This window comes from Clostridium sp. Marseille-Q7071, from assembly GCF_965112025.1.
Genome location: NZ_CBCOPR010000001.1, coordinates 254,513 through 275,031 on the forward strand (window position 1 = coordinate 254,513; position 20,519 = coordinate 275,031).

18 protein-coding genes are annotated in these 20,519 nt (G+C 29.0%); 2 read left to right on the forward strand and 16 right to left on the reverse strand.

Annotated elements, in window-relative coordinates:
* Positions 1-24: 24 nt before the first annotated feature.
* From ACWPW7_RS01165 to ACWPW7_RS01230, 14 genes are all read right to left on the reverse strand, one after another.
* On the reverse strand, positions 25-720 hold the full coding sequence (locus ACWPW7_RS01165; RefSeq protein WP_291562671.1) for a hypothetical protein: 696 nt from the start codon (positions 718-720) through the stop codon (positions 25-27).
* Between the two features lie 463 nt (positions 721-1,183).
* Positions 1,184-1,366: a hypothetical protein gene (locus tag ACWPW7_RS01170; RefSeq protein ID WP_291562673.1), complete on the reverse strand. Its 183-nt coding sequence runs from the start codon at positions 1,364-1,366 to the stop codon at positions 1,184-1,186.
* 318 nt (positions 1,367-1,684) lie between these two features.
* The gene (locus ACWPW7_RS01175; RefSeq protein ID WP_454052057.1) at positions 1,685-2,089 is read right to left on the reverse strand and encodes a F0F1 ATP synthase subunit epsilon; all 405 of its coding nucleotides are present in this window, start codon (positions 2,087-2,089) and stop codon (positions 1,685-1,687) included.
* 21 nt (positions 2,090-2,110) lie between these two features.
* Positions 2,111-3,502, reverse strand: coding sequence for a F0F1 ATP synthase subunit beta (gene atpD / locus ACWPW7_RS01180; RefSeq protein WP_291562677.1), 1,392 nt, complete (start codon positions 3,500-3,502; stop codon positions 2,111-2,113).
* A 33-nt stretch (positions 3,503-3,535) separates the two neighbouring features.
* Entirely contained in the window at positions 3,536-4,387 is an 852-nt protein-coding gene (gene atpG, locus ACWPW7_RS01185) for an ATP synthase F1 subunit gamma (RefSeq protein WP_291562679.1), read from the reverse strand.
* 11 nt (positions 4,388-4,398) lie between these two features.
* Positions 4,399-5,913, reverse strand: a complete 1,515-nt coding sequence (gene atpA, locus ACWPW7_RS01190) for a F0F1 ATP synthase subunit alpha (protein WP_454052058.1) — start codon at positions 5,911-5,913, stop codon at positions 4,399-4,401.
* A gap of 37 nt (positions 5,914-5,950) precedes the next feature.
* Entirely contained in the window at positions 5,951-7,045 is a 1,095-nt protein-coding gene (locus ACWPW7_RS01195; protein WP_454052059.1) for a F0F1 ATP synthase subunit delta, read from the reverse strand.
* A 1-nt stretch (position 7,046) separates the two neighbouring features.
* Positions 7,047-7,526 carry a F0F1 ATP synthase subunit B gene (locus tag ACWPW7_RS01200; RefSeq protein WP_454052060.1) on the reverse strand — a complete coding sequence of 160 codons (480 nt, stop codon included), beginning with the start codon at positions 7,524-7,526 and terminating at the stop codon, positions 7,047-7,049.
* Positions 7,527-7,586: 60 nt separating this feature from the next.
* Positions 7,587-7,841 (reverse strand): ATP synthase F0 subunit C, encoded by a 255-nt coding sequence (gene atpE, locus ACWPW7_RS01205; RefSeq protein ID WP_039635224.1) that lies wholly within the window; start codon positions 7,839-7,841, stop codon positions 7,587-7,589.
* Between the two features lie 44 nt (positions 7,842-7,885).
* The gene (locus ACWPW7_RS01210) at positions 7,886-8,566 is read right to left on the reverse strand and encodes a F0F1 ATP synthase subunit A (protein WP_039635222.1); all 681 of its coding nucleotides are present in this window, start codon (positions 8,564-8,566) and stop codon (positions 7,886-7,888) included.
* Positions 8,567-8,581: 15 nt separating this feature from the next.
* Positions 8,582-8,944, reverse strand: a complete 363-nt coding sequence (locus ACWPW7_RS01215) for a hypothetical protein (RefSeq protein WP_454052061.1) — start codon at positions 8,942-8,944, stop codon at positions 8,582-8,584.
* A gap of 592 nt (positions 8,945-9,536) precedes the next feature.
* A complete protein-coding gene (wecB, locus tag ACWPW7_RS01220; RefSeq protein WP_454052062.1) occupies positions 9,537-10,658 on the reverse strand; it encodes a non-hydrolyzing UDP-N-acetylglucosamine 2-epimerase in 1,122 nt (373 codons plus the stop codon).
* Between the two features lie 16 nt (positions 10,659-10,674).
* A complete protein-coding gene (locus ACWPW7_RS01225; RefSeq protein ID WP_291562697.1) occupies positions 10,675-11,703 on the reverse strand; it encodes an MraY family glycosyltransferase in 1,029 nt (342 codons plus the stop codon).
* A 250-nt stretch (positions 11,704-11,953) separates the two neighbouring features.
* Positions 11,954-12,442, reverse strand: a complete 489-nt coding sequence (locus tag ACWPW7_RS01230; RefSeq protein ID WP_454052063.1) for a deoxycytidylate deaminase — start codon at positions 12,440-12,442, stop codon at positions 11,954-11,956.
* Positions 12,443-12,817: 375 nt separating this feature from the next.
* On the opposite strand from ACWPW7_RS01230, the gene ACWPW7_RS01235 reads away from it, so the two are divergent.
* The gene (locus tag ACWPW7_RS01235) at positions 12,818-13,519 is read left to right on the forward strand and encodes a Crp/Fnr family transcriptional regulator (RefSeq protein ID WP_454052064.1); all 702 of its coding nucleotides are present in this window, start codon (positions 12,818-12,820) and stop codon (positions 13,517-13,519) included.
* Positions 13,520-13,749: 230 nt separating this feature from the next.
* Positions 13,750-14,298, forward strand: a complete 549-nt coding sequence (locus ACWPW7_RS01240) for an NADH peroxidase (RefSeq protein WP_454052065.1) — start codon at positions 13,750-13,752, stop codon at positions 14,296-14,298.
* A gap of 163 nt (positions 14,299-14,461) precedes the next feature.
* Here the strand turns inward: ACWPW7_RS01240 and ACWPW7_RS01245 are convergent, their stop codons facing one another.
* Entirely contained in the window at positions 14,462-16,747 is a 2,286-nt protein-coding gene (locus ACWPW7_RS01245; RefSeq protein WP_454052066.1) for a S8 family serine peptidase, read from the reverse strand.
* A 1,182-nt stretch (positions 16,748-17,929) separates the two neighbouring features.
* Positions 17,930-19,957: a sodium-translocating pyrophosphatase gene (locus tag ACWPW7_RS01250; RefSeq protein WP_454052067.1), complete on the reverse strand. Its 2,028-nt coding sequence runs from the start codon at positions 19,955-19,957 to the stop codon at positions 17,930-17,932.
* Between the last annotated feature and the right edge of the window lie 562 nt (positions 19,958-20,519).

Below are 20,519 nucleotides of genomic sequence, written 5' to 3' on the forward strand. Positions count from 1 at the left end.
TAATCCTCCATCAATAGTGCTGATTTAAAACGCTAAGGTTATTTCTGGGGTACCCATAATTAAATAATTACCTGAAGAGTATCTTACAACAGCAAATTGGAAGTCTATTAATTCATTATTTACTCTTTTAGCAACATAATTTTTAGTATTACAAATAGTGCTATAACCATTATTCAATTTTACAGTATTTAAACCTATAGCTTTCTTGTTTTCTAAAGCGTTTATTATACTATAATTAATAGTTTTCAAATTCTTTTCTTCAAGCATAGACTTAACTTGACGATAATATTGTACATTATAAGCATGTTCTGATAACACTTTATCTAATACCCCTTTTAAATCTTCTAATTTATTTTCATTGGTCTTTTCTACTAAATTTATAGTTATTAGAGTTTCGTCTTTATAGCAAGTTTTCTCAATATAACCATAAATCTTATCAAACTTAAATTCTCTATAATTAGAGTTATCATATATTGTTTTCTCTTCTATTGAAGTTGTGTATTCTCTTAATAATAGTAACAAGTTTTCATAGTAGTAATCATAGTTTTTATCTGCCTTAAAGGTGGTCGTAATAGAAACTTCTACTATATTACTATTTGTTGTAGATAAGATTTCATTAAATACGTCTGTCCTCTCTTTAGCCTGAAAGAAAAATATATTAAAATTAATTATAACTATAGTCATTATCAAAAAAATTACTGCTCTTTTTCTCTTAATCATACCAATTCCCCCATTCACTTAAATTATTGACTTGGGTATAAAATTTTATTCCCTTATTCAGGAAAATAATAAATTATCCCTCCTCAACTAAGAAGAGGGTTAATAATTAGGGAATTGATATATTATATATTATTAATATATAACCAAAGCATCGAAATTGTGCATTATTGTTTAATAATGTAGAAAAATAAAAAAAATATTATTAATTATCATAACTTTTCACATATATAATTAAAGATTTAAAATAATAAATATTATATAGTTATAGATAAAAATTAGAAATTATCAAATCTCTATTAAAATTTTCCTACAAACATAAATATTATAAAAATTAAATATAATACTATTTTAAGTTTAAAGAAAATCTCAAAATATATTTATCAATTACATAAAAAAAGAAAAGTGACTAGGCACTTTTCCTAAAAATCATAATAAAAATCCATAATTGTAGCTTTATTTAATACTAATTAAATAACGAAGAAAAAGTAGAAACATTTTTTAATAGTTTAATGGCAGTATTTAAATCAATATACTTCTCTCCATCTAATTCTATGCTATTATTCATAAACTGCTTTACTGCTTCCTCATACTCGTATTCAATATTAACTACAGAAGAATCCGGCACTTTAATTCTATTATTCTCCATTTTCCTCTTCCTTTCCAAGATAATATATACATAGTATGTATTAAAGTAGAAATTTTTATCCTTAAATATATATTTCCTAGGAAATCGACAAGATTATACATTTAAAATTTTACATTTTATATTTAACACATTGTCTAATAAAAAAGATATCTTTTTCAAAGTTCTTTTAACCGCAATTTAAGCCTTCCCTAAAAATAGCTAGTTAAAAATTCTAAAGATATTTATATTAGACAAAAAATAAGCTTCCACAAATAGTAATCCTATCTGTGGAAGCTTACATTGCAGTATTTATATACAATATATCAAAATACTGATTAATTATTTTATTGAAGATATTTTAAGTCTCATTAAAGATCTTCTAAGAGCTCTTTCTGCCCTTTTAATGTCTATATTATCTTTATTTTTTAACCGTTCTTCTGCTCTTTCTTTAGCAGATTTAGCTCTTTCTTCATCTATGTCTTCTGGCCACTCAGCCACACTACATAGCATTGTAACTACATTATTTTTTACTTTTATAACTCCGTTAGATGTAAAGCCATGAAATTCTCTATCATTTATATCTTGAAAGGTAGTTATAGTTGGTACTAAGTCAGATGCCATAGATATATGGTTAGGAAGTATTCCAAATCTTCCTTCACTACTTTCTGAGTTTAATTTCACAACTTCACCTTTATAAAATTCTTTATCTGGAGTCATTATTATAAGTTTGAAACTCTTCTCCATAGCTTTCCTCTTTCATAAATTTTATTCTAAAGTTTTAGCCTTTTCTACTGCTTCGTCAATAGTTCCAACGAATAAAAATGCAGATTCAGGTAACCCATCATGTTTACCTTCTAGGATTTCCTTAAAACCTCTTATAGTATCCTTTATAGGCACATATTTACCTTTAATTCCTGTAAACTGTTCTCCTACAGTAAATGGTTGAGACAAAAATCTCTGAATTTTTCTTGCTCTACCAACTACAAGTTTATCTTCTTCTGAAAGCTCATCTACTCCTAATATAGCAATTATATCTTGAAGTTCTTTATATCTTTCTAATATATGTTTAACATTAGTAGCTACCTCATAATGTTCTTCTCCAACAATTCTAGGATCAAGCATTCTTGAGCTTGATTCTAGCGGATCTACTGCTGGATATATTCCTAGCTCAACTATGGATCTTGAAAGAACTGTTGTTGCATCTAAGTGTGAAAATGTTGTTGCTGGTGCTGGGTCTGTTAAGTCGTCTGCTGGAACATATACTGCTTGAACAGAAGTTATAGAGCCGTTCTTAGTAGAGGTAATTCTCTCCTGAAGTGCTCCCATTTCTGTAGCAAGTGTTGGTTGATATCCAACAGCACTTGGAATCCTTCCAAGTAATGCTGAAACCTCAGAGCCTGCTTGTGTAAATCTAAATATATTATCTATAAATAACAAAACATCCTGACCTTGATCTCTAAAGTATTCAGACATTGTAAGACCTGTCAACGCAACTCTCATTCTCGCTCCAGGCGGTTCATTCATCTGCCCAAAAACTAAAGCTGTCTTGTTAATAACTCCAGATTCCTTCATTTCGTTATAAAGGTCATTACCTTCTCTTGTTCTTTCTCCAACACCAGTGAAAACAGAAAGTCCACCGTGTTCTTTTGCAATATTATTTATAAGCTCTTGAATCAATACAGTTTTTCCTACTCCTGCACCACCAAATAGACCTATTTTCCCTCCACGTTGGTATGGTGCTATAAGATCAATAACCTTAATTCCAGTTTCAAAAACCTCAGGTTCTACAGATTGTTCTTCAAAGGAAGGTGCTGGTCTGTGAATTGTGTAATAGCTTTCTCCATTAAATTCACCTTGATCATCAATTGGCTTTCCTAGTACATTGAAAAGTCTTCCAAGTACAGGGTTACCTACAGGGATTGCAATTGCTCTTCCTGTATCTACTGCCTTAACTCCTCTTTTTAAACCTTCTGTGCTTTCCATTGCTATAGTTCTTACTATATCATCACCTATATGTTGTTCAACTTCTGCAATTATAGTTTTACCATCCATTTTTATTTCTATAGCATTGTATATATTTGGAAGTGATCCTGATTCAAACTTTATATCTATAACAGGTCCTATAATTTGTACGACCTTTCCTATTCGCTGTGACATATTACCCCTCCAAATTCATCAGTCTTTTTAGAATTATTCTTGTGCCTGTGCTCCACCTACTATTTCTGAAAGCTCTTGAGTTATGGCACTTTGCCTTATTCTATTATACTTTAAGTTAAGCTCATCCAATAAGGTATCTGAATTACGAGTTGCTCCATCCATAGCTTCCATTCTGTAACTTTGTTCACAAACCTTAGAATGAAGCATAGAATTTAGCACTTTTCCATTTAAATATAAATCTATTACATTTTCAGTTAAAGTTTCTGAATTAGTGTTAAACTCCAAAGTTCCATTAGAATGAGTAAAATTCTCCATATTAATTGGCAGTATTTTTTCCATTCTAACCTGTTTTTTAAGCTGAGAAATAAACTCTGTATAAACAATATGAACTTCTGAAACTTCTCCTTTTCTGTATAAATCAAAGGCATGATTGTATATAGCTGAGGATTCTTTAACTGTAGGTACATCACCTACGTCAACATATTCTGCCACTGTGTCAACCTTATATCTATTGAACAATGTTTTTCCTCTTGCTCCTACAACTAGTACTAAACTATCTTCTCTATTATTTTCAATTTCATCTATAACATAATTTACTATAGAACCATTAAAGGAACCACATAAACCCATATCAGAAGTAAGTACAATATATAATTTTTTAGAACTATTGTTTTTGACGGTGTAAATACTCTCATCTTCATAGCTTTTTAAAACCTCATTATATACTTCTTCACACTCTTTAAAATAGTAGTTATTAGCGGACAATTTTTGTCTCGTCTTTTTAAGCTTTGAGGTAGCAACTAGTCCTAATGCCTTTGTAATTTTCCTAGTGTTTTTTATAGATTTAATTCTTCTCTTAATTACTATAAGTCCTGTTGCACTCATTTTCTACACCCCTATAGTTCTAATGAGAATTCACTTTTAAACTCTTCTATAGCAGCTACAAGTTTATCCTCAATTTCTTTATCTAATTCTTTTCTTTTTAATATAAGTTCTCCAACTTCCTTATAATGTGTACTCATAAATTCTAAGAAATTTCTTTCAAAATCCTTAATTTTAGATACAGGTATATCCATTAGATGTCCATGAACACCTGCATATAAAATCATAATTTGCTTTTCAACTGGCATAGGAACGTATTGATCTTGCTTTAGTATTTCAACTAATCTTCTACCTTTTTCAAGCCTTCTTTTAGTTTCTTTATCAAGATCAGAGCCAAATTGAGCAAAAGATGCTAACTCTCTATATTGAGCAAGTTCTAATCTTAATGTTCCTGATACTTGCTTCATAGCTTTTATCTGAGCATTTCCTCCTACCCTAGAAACTGATATACCTGCATTAACCGCTGGTCTCTGTCCAGCGTAAAACAACTCTGTTTCTAAGAAAATTTGACCATCAGTAATAGAAATAACGTTAGTAGGTATATATGCTGTAACATCACCTGCTAAAGTTTCTATTATTGGAAGAGCTGTTAATGACCCTCCACCTAACTTATCAGAAAGTTTTGCAGCTCTTTCTAATAATCTTGAATGTAAATAGAAAACATCTCCTGGATAGGCTTCTCTTCCTGGTGGTCTTCTAAGTAGTAATGCCATTGTTCTATAAGCAACAGCGTGCTTAGATAAGTCATCATATACCACTAAAACGTCTTTACCTTTATTCATGAAATACTCACCCATACTACAACCTGCAAAAGGTGCTAAATATTGTAGTGGTGCTGATTGTGAAGCAGTAGAAGCTACTACAATTGTATAATCTAATGCACCCATTTCTTTTAAAGTGTTAACTATGTGTGCAACCGTTGATTGTTTTTGGCCTATTGCAACATAAATACAAATAACATCTTTACCTTTTTGATTTAATATTGCATCTAAAGCTAAAGCTGTTTTTCCTGTCTGTCTATCTCCTATAATTAGCTCTCTCTGACCTTTTCCTATCGGAATCATTGAGTCAATTGCCTTAATACCTGTTTGTAATGGTTGTTTAACTGATTGACGCTCAATAACACCTGGCGCATTTACTTCAACTGGCCTAAATTCTGTTGTATTTATTGGTCCCTTACCATCAATAGGCATTCCTAATGAATCTACAACTCTACCTATCAGCTCTTCACCTACTGGTACTTCTACAATCTTACCAGTTCTGTGTACTATATCGCCTTCCTTGATTCCTTTTTCTGAACCAAGTAAAACACACCCTACATTGTCTTGCTCTAAATTTAGAGCCATACCATATACTTTATTAGAGAATTCTAAAAGCTCTCCCTCTAAACAATCATCTAATCCATATACCCTAGCTATACCATCACCTATTTGAATTATGGTGCCTGCATCTACGGTATTAATCTTATTTTCGTATTTATCTAATTCTTTTTTTAGAAGAGCTGTTATCTCTCCTGGTTTAATATGCATTATTTCACCTCAATCCTATATAAAGACATATCTACTTTTAATGTACGGATTGTCTCATATTCTTTATCTTACCTTTAACGGTACCGTCTATTATATCTTCTCCTATTTTGATATAAACTCCACCTAAAATATTTTCATCAATAACTTCTCTTATAACAACATTAACGCTATAGAATTCTGACAATCTCTTTTCTAGGTCTTTTCTTTGAGTATCATTTAAAGAAGTTGCTGTTCTAACTTCAGCCTCAATAGTTTTCTTTTTATTATCATAGTTTCTTAATTTTTGTTGTTCGTCTATACTTTCATCAAGTTCTTCAAAACTTCTGTCTGATAATGGTCCTTTAAATAAAATTCCTCTATGCTTAAAGTTACTAAGCTTTCCTTTTACTGTAGCATCAATTACATCCTCACCTACAGTTACATGAATTCCACCTAAAATACTACTATCTATAACTTCCTCAATAACGAACTTTCTTTCATAGAACTTTTCAAGATTAGCTATTAGATTTTTTCTTTGAATTTCAGTAAGTGGATTAACGGTTTTAACTATTCCTGTTAATACTTTAAACTTATCTTTCAAATAAACTTTATCTGTTCTCTTCTCTTCCATAAGTCCTTTCATTGCTTCAAATCTATTCCTTACAGTTCCATCTATAACGTCATCTCCAACTTTTATAAACATACCGCCTAATAAATTTTCATCAACTTTTTCTGAAATTACAATCTCTTTATTATATTTTTTTTCTAGTTTTTCTTTTAAACTTAATTTTTGTTCATCACTTAGTTTTACAGCAGTTCTAACTTCAGCTTCAATCATATTATGACGTTCAAAATAAATAAGTCTCATTTGGTTATATTTTTCTTTTAAATATAATATTCTATCTTTCTCAATTAATAAAATTAAGAAATCCAAAAGCTCCTCACTAACTTGATCTTTAAAAAGTTTTGTGAAAATTTCCTTTTTAGCTGCTCTGTGTATTTGAGGATGCTCTATTATTTTAATAAGTTCATCACCAGTTTCCATACTTTCGACAATGATACTTAGGTCCTCTAAAGTTTGTTCTAAAGTTCCTCGCTTTTCACAAACATCATATAATGCTAATGCGTATCTTCTGTCTAGAAATTCATACATTTTAATTACCTACCTTGGAGATAAACTCATCAATAAGTCTTTTATGCTCATCCTCATCAATTTTCTTCTCTAATGCTTTCTCAGCTAAAACTAAAGATAAATCAATAACTTGTGATTTAATTTCACCTTCAGCTTTACGTTTTTCTCTTTCAATGTCCTGCTTAGCCCTTGCACGAACTATATCTGCTTCTTTTTTAGCTTCTTCAATCATTTCGTCATAAACTCTTTCAGCCTTAACCTTATAAGTTTCTATTAGCTTCTGACCATCTTCTCTATATCTCTTAATTTTGTCTTCTTGCTCTGCTTTTAAGCTTTCGACTCTACTTTCTTCAAGCTTAGCCTTTGCAAAAGAGCCCTCAACTTCCTGCTTCCTTGATTCTATCATTTCCATTGTTGGCTTAAAAACAAATTTTCTTAGTATAAAAAAGAATATAAAAAAGTTTATTGTTCCAGCTAAAACTATACTTAAATTTATATCCATATAAAATCCTGGTTCTATATCCTAGACCAGGATTTTCACCTACCCTTCTTAATAAATTTTTTAGCCTTTTACGCCAAATAGAACTAGTAATAATCCTATAAGGAAACCATATATAGCTGTAACTTCTGAGAAAGCTCCTCCTATGATTAATGCGTTCATTATTTTTCCGCTTGCATCTGGTTGTTTTGCTATACTTTCAACAGCTTTAGCAGTTGCGTTTCCTGTTCCTATACCTCCACCAATAACTGATAATGCTGCTATTCCAGCACCTACCGCTGACATACCTGCTATAAATGCACCTGAATCTATATTCATAATTAAAATCCTCCTTAAAATACTTTAATTTATTTATAATTTTTTTAGTGTTCTGATGTTATCTTGATATGAATCATAGTTAACATTACAAATATTATGGTCTGAATTATCCCATCAAAGAAGTCAAAATAGAAAGCAAAGGGAACTGGAATTCCTATAGTTGCAATAAAATGAATATGACCTAGTGCTTCATATAAAAGCTCCATAACCATTGTTGCAGCAAATACATTACCAAATAATCTTAAACTTAATGATACTGGCAACATTACTCTTTCCAATATATTTATTGGTAATAATAGTGCTATAGGGCTAGCATACCCTTTAAAATACCCTTTTAATCCTAGCTTCTTAATTGTATAACCTTGGATTACTAAGAATGTTGTAAGTGCCAACCCTATGGTTACACTCAACTCTGATGTGGGTGGCTTTAATCCAAACATACCTATCATATTTAATGAAAATATATATAATGCTAATGCTCCAATATAAGGAACAAAGGCTAGTTTATCTTCTCCCATATTTTCACTAACTATTCCACTAAGCTTTTCAATTATTATCTCTATGGCACTTTGAATCTTTCCTGGAATCCTTTTAACTGTCTTACTATAAAGAATAGATAATATTGCTGTTACGCCAATAAAAATCCATTGAATTACTAAACTTAATGTAATATCAAACGGAAACCCAAATATATTTAACGTAAATATAGGTAAAACTTCCTCCATGTAAACACCCCTTTCTTATTGTTTAGCTTTAAAACCATATAATATTAATGAAATAATTTGAGAAGTATATCCAGCAATAAATATGAAAAAGTTAATAGTGCTTCTATTAACTATATAAGCTGCAACTAATGAAACTATAACTACTCTATAAATTTGGCTCAGTATTAAAATTATTTTTGACATTGAGTTATTTTCTTTCACTGATATATTTAACACTAAGCTATTTACTAATAAGTTAATTAGTGCAATTCCTATTCCTAACATAAAAAATAAGCAGGCTTTTCCAAATATAAAATATCCTATGGATATAAATATTAATGATAAAATCAAATCAAAGCTTGCTACTTGTTTTAAAAGTGATGTATTCTCATTATACACTTGAAATTCCTCTCTCTATGGGCTTACTAAGATATACGCTCATTAAGCTACAATAAATTATATGCTTAGACATAATATTAATAAACATTGTAATTTGACTAAATTAGCTCGTTTTTGTGAATTGCAGTTCAATATACCTAAATATTTCATTGTGGATATGTTTTACTCTCTTTTAATCTATTTTTCTGAGCCAACAGATATTTCCTTCAATTGTTATTCAATTCTTCAACAACGTGGAATTTTCTGACTGATTAGTTCATAATGGTTATGAATAACGCTTCATAATATAATTCAATAAATTAATAGCTCATTAAAAATTAAACGATTTTATGAATTTATTGTTTTTTAATGTTTCATTTTACTGAAAACTCTATAGACGTTATTGTTTATCACTTTTAATAATATGAATAATCCAAATTGAACTTTATTCATTTTTTATTATATTTATATAGTATTTTGTGAATTAACATCTGAAAATATTCAAGTTTAATCTGCTTTATACTTTTATTTACTCTTATTTTCTCACTAATTCAAAAAAAGTAAAAGCATTAGAATTATGAAAGTTAATTCTAATGCTCTATAATTTTACACATTAATTGGAAAAGTAAGCTTTTAATATATTGCATATTTCAATAGAAGTTTTTCCATTCCCATAAGGATTTGAAAGATTACTCATATGTTCATAAGCATTCTCATCTCTAAGAAGTTTGTTAGCTTCAAAAACAATCGTGTTTATATCTGTTCCTACTAGTTTAATAGTACCTGCCTGTAGTGCTTCTTGTCTTTCGGTAACATTTCTCAATACTAGTACAGGTTTACCTAAATGAGGAGCCTCTTCTTGAATTCCTCCTGAATCTGTCATAATCATATAACATTTATTCATAAGATTATGAGCTTCTTCAGTATCTAATGGATTTAATAAATGTATTCTTTTAATTCCACCTAAATGTTTTTCTACATCTTCTTTAACTATAGGATTTAAATGAACTAAATATATTATTTCTACATCTTCATTTTCATTAACTATTTTTTTTAAAGATGTACATATATTTTCTATTCCTTCTCCCCAATTTTCCCTTCTATGAGCAGTTACCATAATTACCTTTTTATTTTCAAAATCAATGCTATTTAATTCTTCAGTTTTAAATTTATAGTTTTTCTTAACAGTATAATTCATAGCATCAATTACAGTATTGCCCGTAACAAAAACACTATCTTCTTTAACATTTTCTCTTAATAAATTTTCTTTTGTAAGATTAGTAGGTGCAAAATGTAAATCTGCTATAGAACCTGCTAACTTTCTATTCATTTCCTCAGGGAAAGGAAAATATTTATCAAAAGTCCTAAGCCCAGCTTCTACATGTCCCACTTTTGTTTTATTATAAAAAGCAGCTAACGAAGCTACAAATGTAGTAGTTGTATCTCCATGCACTAATACTATATGTGGTTTTTCCTTTTGTATAATCTCACCTATACCTTCGAGTGCTCTACAGGTTATTCTACTTAAACTTTGCTTTTCAACCATGATATTTAAGTCATAATTTGGTTTTATAGAGAAAATTTCTAATACCTGATCTAGCATTTCTCTATGCTGTGCAGTTACACATACTATTGAATCAAATTCTTTTCTTTTTTCAAGCTCTTTAACAAGTGGTGCCATTTTAACTGCTTCTGGTCTTGTTCCAAAAACAGACAAGACCTTAATTTTTTCCATAGGTTTCACTCCTTAACTATTGTTCTCCATCAAACAAACCAAGTTCCCAAGCTATAAAGGCAATAAAAGTAACTACTGATGCCAATAAAAAATATGCTTTCTTACTGCTTATTTGCATTGCAATTATAGCTATACCACCTAATATTGCACTAATTAAATACATTATTAAAACAACTTGTCTTTGCGTTAAGCCAAGTCCTAATAATCTATGGTGAAGATGTCCTTTATCTCCTTGCATTATAGGTTTACCATTTACCTTTCTTCTTATCATAGCAAATAGTGTATCGTAAATTGGAAGCCCTAAGGCTAAAAGTGGAACAGCTATAACCAAAGCTGTAGCAGATTTAATTGCTCCATCAATAGAAATAGCAGCTAATAAAAATCCTAAAAGTTGTGAACCTGTATCTCCCATAAATATACTTGCAGGATTAAAATTATAAGGTAAGAATCCAATAATTGCGCCACTTAATATAGCAGTTAAAAAAGCTGCATCTACTCTTCCATTTATGATAGAAACTATAAATAAAGTTACAGAAGATATAAATCCTACTCCAGCAGCTAAACCGTCAACTCCATCTATTAGATTAAAAGCATTTGTTATACCTATAACCCAAATAATAGTTAATGGAATTCCTAACAACCCTAGATTTAAAAAGCTACCTCCACTATTTAATGGATTTGTAACTAATGTTATCTTAAGCCCAAATACTATTAAAATAATTGCTGCTACTATTTGAAAAACTAACTTATATTTTGGTCTTAATTCTTTAATATCATCAATTATTCCACCAATTACAATTACAGTAGCACCAATAAGAAGTCCTAAATCTTGAATAGAAAAATTACTTATGTTTAGAACTACTCCTACGATAAAAGCAATATAAATTGCTACTCCACCCATAAGAGGAGTAGGCTTGTTATGTATTCTTCTTGAATCACTTGGAATATCTATTGCCTTTAACTTAATGGCTAATTTTCTAACTAATGGTGTTACTACTCCTGATATAATTGCTGTAATAATCACCAATAAAACTATACTATCCATATAAAACCTTCCTATGAAATTTTATTCGCTTTAGTTTCTAAACTAAAATAATGTTGTTTAATGTTACAACTACTAAAACTCAATAATTTACATAATTATAATTAAGTATTAATTTTTTAAATTTATTAATTAAATCCATACTTATAATAATAAATATAAATGCTCATTAGTTAACTCAATTCCTAACTAACTAAAAAAATATATTTTTGTTATTTAAATACGAAACTTTTTCTAAAATATTATCTTAGTTTTAATATCCTTCTTCTTCTGTAAGAGAGTCATCATTTTCAATCCATTTGTTAACATACACTTCCCTATAATCTCTCTTGCTATCTCTTATTATAACCTTTTCTATACCAGCGTTTATTATAAATCTTTTACAAAGTGCACAAGGAGATGCATTTTCAACTAAATTTCCCGTAGATTGCTCTTTTCCCACTAGATACAACGTTGATCCTATCATATCATGTCGTCTTGCAGAAATTATGGCATTTTGTTCTGCATGAACTGATCTACAGAGCTCATACCTAGTTCCCCTAGGAACTTTTAATTCTTCTCTTCTACAGACACCAATATCACTACAATTTTTTCTTCCACGAGGTGCTCCTGAATATCCGGTAGCCATTATCTCATCGTTTTTCACTATCAACGCTGCAAAGTTTCTTCTTAAACAAGTTCCTCTCTCCAAAACTGTTTCACATATATCTAAATAATAATTATGTTTATCTATTCTCTTCATAAAATCCCCTCAAAAATTAATATGTATTCTACCTTATTATATAAAAAAACTATAATAAAGTCACGTATTTTCAGTTTTCATCTTAAATCGCTATAATATTAACTACTTTTAATTCACTATTAAACGCTAAATAGAATTTCATAAATTATTTTAGTTAATGGATTTTATTTAATAATAATTTGTAAGTAATTTCAAAAATCTTATGAAGTAAAAATAAAGTAAACACTACGAATTATAAATAGGCTTTATTAACATTTGTCTAAATGTGTAATTTGTAGTAAAATAATTTATATGTAAATTATGTAAATACCTTTGAAGTTTAATATAATATAAAATATAATTAACTAAATACTTATAAAATTGCAGAGGTGTATTATGGATTATATAACAAAAGCACTTAAAAAATGCATTCTTTTTAAAAACTTATCAGAAGAAGAAATTAAAAAAACTCTATCCACAGCCAGATATACTATATATAATCAATGTAAAAATTGTGTTAATTGCAAAACTTGTGTTTTAGCACTTGAAGGTGATGATTGCACTTCCTTAGGTATTGTACTTGAAGGAACAATAGAAATTCAAAAGCAATATCCTAATGGTAAAATAGTATCACTTAGTACATTAAAAACAGGAAATATATTTGGGGAAGCCATTGTTTTTTCTACACATCATAAATATCCTGCTACGATTATCAGTAATAAAAACTCAATAGTTATGTATATTTTAAAAGAAGATATCATATCAATGTGTAGTGGCAATACATTAATTTTAAACAATTTCATGGAGCTTCTATCTAGTAAGATACTTAATTTAAATAAAAAAATCACTGAACTATCTTTAGAAACTTTAAGACAAAAGCTTTGTTTTTACCTATTACAAGAATATAAAAAACAAAAAAACTTAAAATTAACTATTCCTATGTCTAAAAAAAGTTTATCAGAATATTTTGGTGTTCAACGGCCTTCTCTTTCGAGAGAATTAATTAATATGAAAAATGATAAATTAATTAACTCTAACAAGAATATGATAGAAATTTTAGACTTAGATAGACTTCAACAATATATTGATATATATTAATTATTAGCTAAAGCTTTATATTTCAATGGGTTATCACTTCAACTTAAAAATTTCTAAAAATTTCGTTAAAAAATAATAATTTTCTCTTGATAATTATTATCCGATAGTATATAATAAATTTGTAAGGAAGATTAAAACAATTAAACAAAATAATTCATTAAATTAGTAAATCATATTACACTATAAACTAAAAAATATTTTTATTTATTATTAAGGAGGATTTTTTTATTATGAAAAAGTTTGTTTGTACAGTATGTGGATATATTCACGAAGGAGATTCAGCACCAGAGTTTTGCCCAATTTGTAAAGCGCCAGCTGACAAATTTATAGAAAAAGTTGAAGGACAAATGGCTTGGGCTGATGAGCATAGAATAGGAATAGCTAAGGACGTAGATCCAGAAGTTATAGAAGGATTAAGAGCTAACTTTGTAGGAGAATGTACAGAGGTTGGAATGTACTTAGCAATGAGCCGTCAAGCTGATAGAGAAGGATATCCAGAAGTTGCTGAAGCTTATAAAAGAATAGCTTGGGAAGAAGCAGAGCACGCTTCTAAATTTGCTGAATTATTAGGAGAAGTTGTAGTTGCTGATACAAAAGCTAACCTACAAGCAAGAGTTGATGCTGAGCATGGAGCTTGCCAAGGTAAAAAAGATTTAGCTACATTAGCTAAGAAATTAAACTTAGATGCAATACATGATACAGTTCATGAAATGTGTAAAGATGAAGCTAGACATGGAGCTGCATTCAACGGATTATTAAACAGATATTTTGGAAAATAATAAATAAAATAAATTATATTAATATAGGCTATAGCATACTCTATAGCCTTTCATTCCCTATCCCATAAAAAAAGCATGGTAATCCATGCTTTTTTTATTAAAATGAATGTTTTATTATGATTTTAGTTGATAGTTATATAAACTAAAATTATTTATTTCTCTTTTAAATTTTTCTATAAGCAAAAGGTATCTGATATTTCTCACTTAAATCATTTTTATTGGTAAAAATAATATATCCCTCATAATAACCTAATTCTGAATTTTCAGGTACAGTTATCCTGACAGTAATTAATTTACTGCCCATACTATTTATAGTTATATTCTCATCAGTATCAATTGTCACATTATTTTCAACAGCATTATTTCCTATTTGACTCTTTAAATATTTAATATCTATGTTAAAATCCTTATTTAATACTGAATTATTGCTTATTTTAAGATTTTTAGTTTTTACTATTTGATTACTGGTATTTTCATTAAAATTTAAAGAGGATGTTATATTATCTATCTCTATTTTTTCGTAGTTTTTATTTAAAGATGCTGTCTTATCTAAAACTTGAAATTTAACTTTTGAATATACTGCTTCGTAAGCATCTATCATTCCTGCTCCAATTTCATATACACTATAATCATATTCTAAATCATCAGCAGTATTCATTAAAGCTGATTTTATATCAGAAGGATTATAGCCCTTATTCTTCTCTAATATTAAAGCAACAACTCCAGTTACATAGGCAGTTGCCATAGAAGTACCTGATTGTCTTTCATATGCTTTATCATAATTTCCTATTCCTTCTTCTCCTTTAAAATAGCTAGGTACAGACGATAGTATGTTAGCTCCTGGCGCAACTATTTCAGGTTTTATTATATAAGTTTCATTCACTGGTCCACGAGAGCTAAAATCTAATAATACTCCTTTAGTTATTTCTAATTCAGAAAAACTATTAATTTTAAATTGTATTTCTCTTTCTTTAAGTATAGATAAAATGGCTTGTCCTTCTTTAAACGGCAAAGTAAATACAGTAGGATAATCTTTATGCTCTCCAAAGTACATAGGTATATATCCTTGTTCTTCATTATCATTAATTACTATAGTAAAAACCGCTCCTTTTTCTTTTGCATTTTTTCCTTTTTCCAGTAAAGAATTTTTTCCTCTACTGACCAAAGCTATAGAATCATTTAGTTTCTTATCTTTAAAATCTTCTTTCATTCCATATCCACAATAAATAACTTTAAGATCCCTATTATTATAAAGCTGTAAATTTTGCATTTTATCTTTTAGTAATAATCTTAAAGTATAACTTTCATCTAAGGAACTAGAATTTCCTTTTATAGTAGGTATTATCATATGATTATTACTAGCACCTACAGTTATTCCTAAGGAAGCTGTTCCCGGCGTAGATATTGTATATAGCTCTGAACCATTATTTCCTGATGCCGCTACTACCATAACTCCTAAATTCATCGCATTATTTATAGCTATTGATGTAGGATATAGTGGATCATTTACATCTATTCCTAGTGATAAATTTAAAATATCCATACCATCCTCAACAGCCTTTTCTACTCCGCTTATAATACTCTCCATAGTCCCAATTCCATAAGGCCCTAAAACTCTATATACATATATCTCCGCTTCAGGTGCTACTCCTAAGACCCCTAAGTTACTATTTCCTTCAATACCTTGTCCAGCTATTATTCCTGCTACATGAGTACCATGAGTAGTGTAATAAGTATTCTCGCCCTTTTCATCATATTCAGGCGCTTTAGAATTTTTCCACTGTTCATATGTAGTCTCCATAGGATCATTATCCTTATCAATAAAATCATATCCACCTTTATAAACATCTTTTATTGCTGGATGATTATAATCAATTCCTGTATCTAAAATTCCTATCTTTATATTTTTTCCTTTAATCCCTTCTTCATGTAATTTATCAATATTCTTTAAAGGCACTGAACTAATTAGCTTTGAATTTTCACTCAAATTTGCTTCAGCTTTAATAGGTTTTATTTTTACTTCACAATCACTATAGATACTCTTAATCATAGGTATTTTCGACAATTCCTCTATCTTATTAGCGGGAATACTTACTGCTGCTCCATTAAATACCTTTTCATAAGAATTTGTAACTTGAACCTCAGGAATTTTCTTTTTATTAACTTCTTTAATGAAATCTTCATTAGCCTCATCATTTTTAAAGTTACTAATAGTACTTCTATATTCATACGGATTTTTTTCATCAAACTGAACAATCACTTTTACTTTCTCATTACTATTTAAATTTATATCCTCATCTAACTTTAGTACTTCTTCAGCTGATTCTGCATTGTTATTTAACGTCTCCCAATATTCTTGTGCCATTATTATTTCACTACCACTTAAAGTAATAATAAAAGTAGTGCAAATAAATATAGCTAACAATTTCTTAAAGTTTCTCTCCTTCACTTTTATCCCCCTTAACCATTTTATTATATATACTCATCCTAAATTTAATATATAGTTCAATATAATTACACCCTTCAGTATTTCTATTCTCAACTTAAAATAATGCACAATTCACGATTCACAATTCACAATTAAGGTTGAAATTAATTTTACAAATTAATTTCTTTAAAAATAAATCAATTCAAAGCTTCTCATGTAAAAGAGAAGTATCAATAATTCTCCATTGTCAATCGTCAATTTTCAATTGGCGAAGGGTGCAGTATAGTTCGGAAGAACACTAGTAAATTTAACTAACACTATGAAGAAACTACAGCTGTTAATTTTTTATAAAAAGTGATTGTATCATTTCAAAAAATTATTTCTAAATACATATCGACCTTAGAGCTGGCATATCTATATATATTTGTACTTTAATTGTAAATTCCCTTCTTTTTTTCAATATAAATCTATTTAATAAATATGTATAGTACTATTCTAATTCATAATATCTATACTTATTTATTTTTATTTTTGATATAGTATAAATGATGATTATAAATTAAGTCTATATTTTCCTATGAAAAATGAACGAGATTAGAAAAAGCTTTTCAAAAGCTGTTTTCTTAATGTTCTCCTACACTTATAGCTTGTATTTTAATGCAAGCTATTTTTTATACAATAAAACAATATATAAAATAATTGAGAATTGACAGTTGATAATTATCATAAAAATTAGTTTTAATCAAACTAATTTCTTTAATAGATTTTTTAATAGATTAATTTTAAATTTCTTAGCCATCGCTAACAAATATTCAAAATTAGTAATTTTCCATTTTGAATTTAATAGTTCTAATTACAATACTAAAAAATATCAATTATGTTCACACATATGCTAATTTTGTAACTTGTATATCTAAAGATTATCCAGCAATTTATAGATATTTCTTTTAATAATAAAATACAAAGTAAAGCCCCGAAATTATATCGGGGCTGTTAGCAGGTATCTGAAAGAAAATAATAAACCAAAGATGTTAGTATTTTAGACATATGAAATAAAATAACTAGTCAAAAATGCGAAATATATTTTGCATCAGACAGGTCGACAGGCTTTCATGATAGTCTACCTATTATGAAGTTATGACGACGCAGTATAATAGAAAATAGACTAACATACTGGTTTATTATTTTTTGAAGCTGCCTTGGTTATTTAATTAAAAATTTTAATAATACTCCACCATATTCGGCTATTAATGGAGCAAATACTAATGATATTATAGTCATAAGTTTAACTAATATATTCATTGATGGACCTGAAGTATCTTTAAACGGATCTCCTACAGTGTCTCCAACTACTGCTGCCTTATGAGTTTCGCTGCCCTTTCCTCCAAAATGTCCTTCCTCAACATACTTTTTAGCATTATCCCAGGCTCCACCAGCGTTAGCCATCATTATAGCCATTAAAACTCCACTGGCAACTGCACCACTTAGTAATCCTCCTAAAGCCTCTACACCAAATAAAAATCCAGTTAATATAGGAACTACTATAGCTAATACGCCTGGAAGTATCATTTCTCTTAATGCAGCATGAGTTGATATTTCAACACATTTTGAATATTCTGGAGTATTCTTTCCTTCCATTATTCCATCTATTTCTTTAAATTGCCTTCTTACTTCTTTAACCATGTCATTTGCTGCCTTACCTACTGATTCCATTGTTAAAGCACTAAATAAGAATGGAAGCATTACTCCTACAAGTACTCCAACTAAAGTAACTGGGTTTAATATATTTATCTCAATAAGCTCAGAAGCTTCTGCAAAAGAAGCAAATAATGCTAGTGATGTTAATGCGGCAGACCCTATAGCAAATCCCTTACCTTTTGCAGCTGTAGTATTTCCCACGGAGTCTAGCTTATCTGTAATTTCTCTAATTTCTTCAGGTAAATCTGACATTTGAGCTATTCCACCTGCATTATCAGCAATTGGACCATAAGCATCAACAGCAACAATAAGTCCAGTTATTGATAACATTCCTACTGCTGAAAGAGCAATTCCATATAGCCCCATTGAACTGTTACTACTTCCATCCATCACAAAGTAAGCTATTAGTATTTCTAGAGCTATTAATAATATTGTTCCCATAGTGGATTTCATACCAACTGCCATACCAGAAATAATATTAGTTCCTGCTCCTGTTTGTGATTGATCAGCTATTTTTTTTACACTCTTATAATCTGCTGAAGTATAAACTTCTGTTAGTTTACCTATCAAAATTCCTATAATCATTCCACTACCAACAGCAAAGAAACTGTTCAAGGTACCAAAAATCATCTTACTAGCAAACAATGCTCCTAATAAGAACAATCCACCAGCAATGTAAGTGCCTGAATTTAAAGACTTCTGTGGATTTTCACTTTTAGAAACTTTAACATATATGGTTCCTATAATTGAAGCTATTATACCTAAAGATATCAGAATTATAGGATAGGCTACTCCATTTGAACTATCTTTATAAACTACAGCTCCTAAAGTTATTGCTGAAATAATCGATCCAACATAGGATTCAAATAAATCAGCTCCCATACCTGCAACGTCTCCAACGTTATCTCCAACATTATCTGCAATAACTGCTGGATTTCTTGGGTCATCTTCTGGTATTCCTGCCTCAACCTTACCAACAATATCTGCACCTACGTCAGCGGCTTTAGTATATATCCCCCCACCAACTCTTGCAAATAGTGCTATTGAAGATGCACCTAGTCCAAATCCTGTTAATATACTTGTATCTCCATTAAAGACTAAATATATTATTGAAATTCCTAGTGTTCCTAATCCTACAACACTCATTCCCATAACTGCTCCGCCAGAGAATGCAATAGATAATGCCTTTCCTATACCATGCTTTGTAGCTTCTGCCGTTCTCACATTGGCTGATGTAGCTATCTTCATTCCGAAATATCCGGCTAAGATTGAAAATATAGCTCCACAAAGGAAAGATATACCAGTTTGAAAATTTATAAATATGCTAAGTAAAATTACAACTATAACTATAAAGACACTTAAATAAGTATATTCTTTTCTTAAGAAAGCCATTGAGCCCTCTTTTATATAGGATGCTATTTCTGTCATCCTTTCATTTCCTTTTTCTTCTTTGACAATTGTTTTACTTAAATAAAACGCGAAAATTATTGCAAGCACTCCGCCTACAATTCCTAATAAATATGCTTGTTCCATAATATCACCCAAATATAATTTCTAATATTTTATTAAAATATTAAATAAAATTATATTTTTATCCTTTTCCTTTAATTAAATTCCTTCAATTGGACTAATTTACCCTATAATATATAGAATAAATTTTTTAAAATATTTCAAAACCAAAACTTTTTTATTAAATAAATATAAATAATGTTATCCATATTTATTATAATTAAAAACATTGAACACTCTCATATCTCAACTACCTCCCTTTAACAATATTAAATTTTCTGAATATAAATTAGAGTAGTTAAATTTATAAAATTATAAATTTTTAAAATAAAAAAATTTTTATTTTTAATTATGTTTATTTTGAATTAATATGCAAAATATTATGCCTTAAATGTATAAATTAACTTTAACATAAATGTAAACAATTTCAAATACATTCTATATTAAATTATATTCTTTAAATCTTATTTATGAATTATTTCTTAAAAATATTAAAATAATACTTAGTTATTTTTGAAGTTTTTTCAAGTAATTTAAAATTTCCATATAAAAGCTAAATAAAAAGTTATATTAAAAAGTTTCAAAT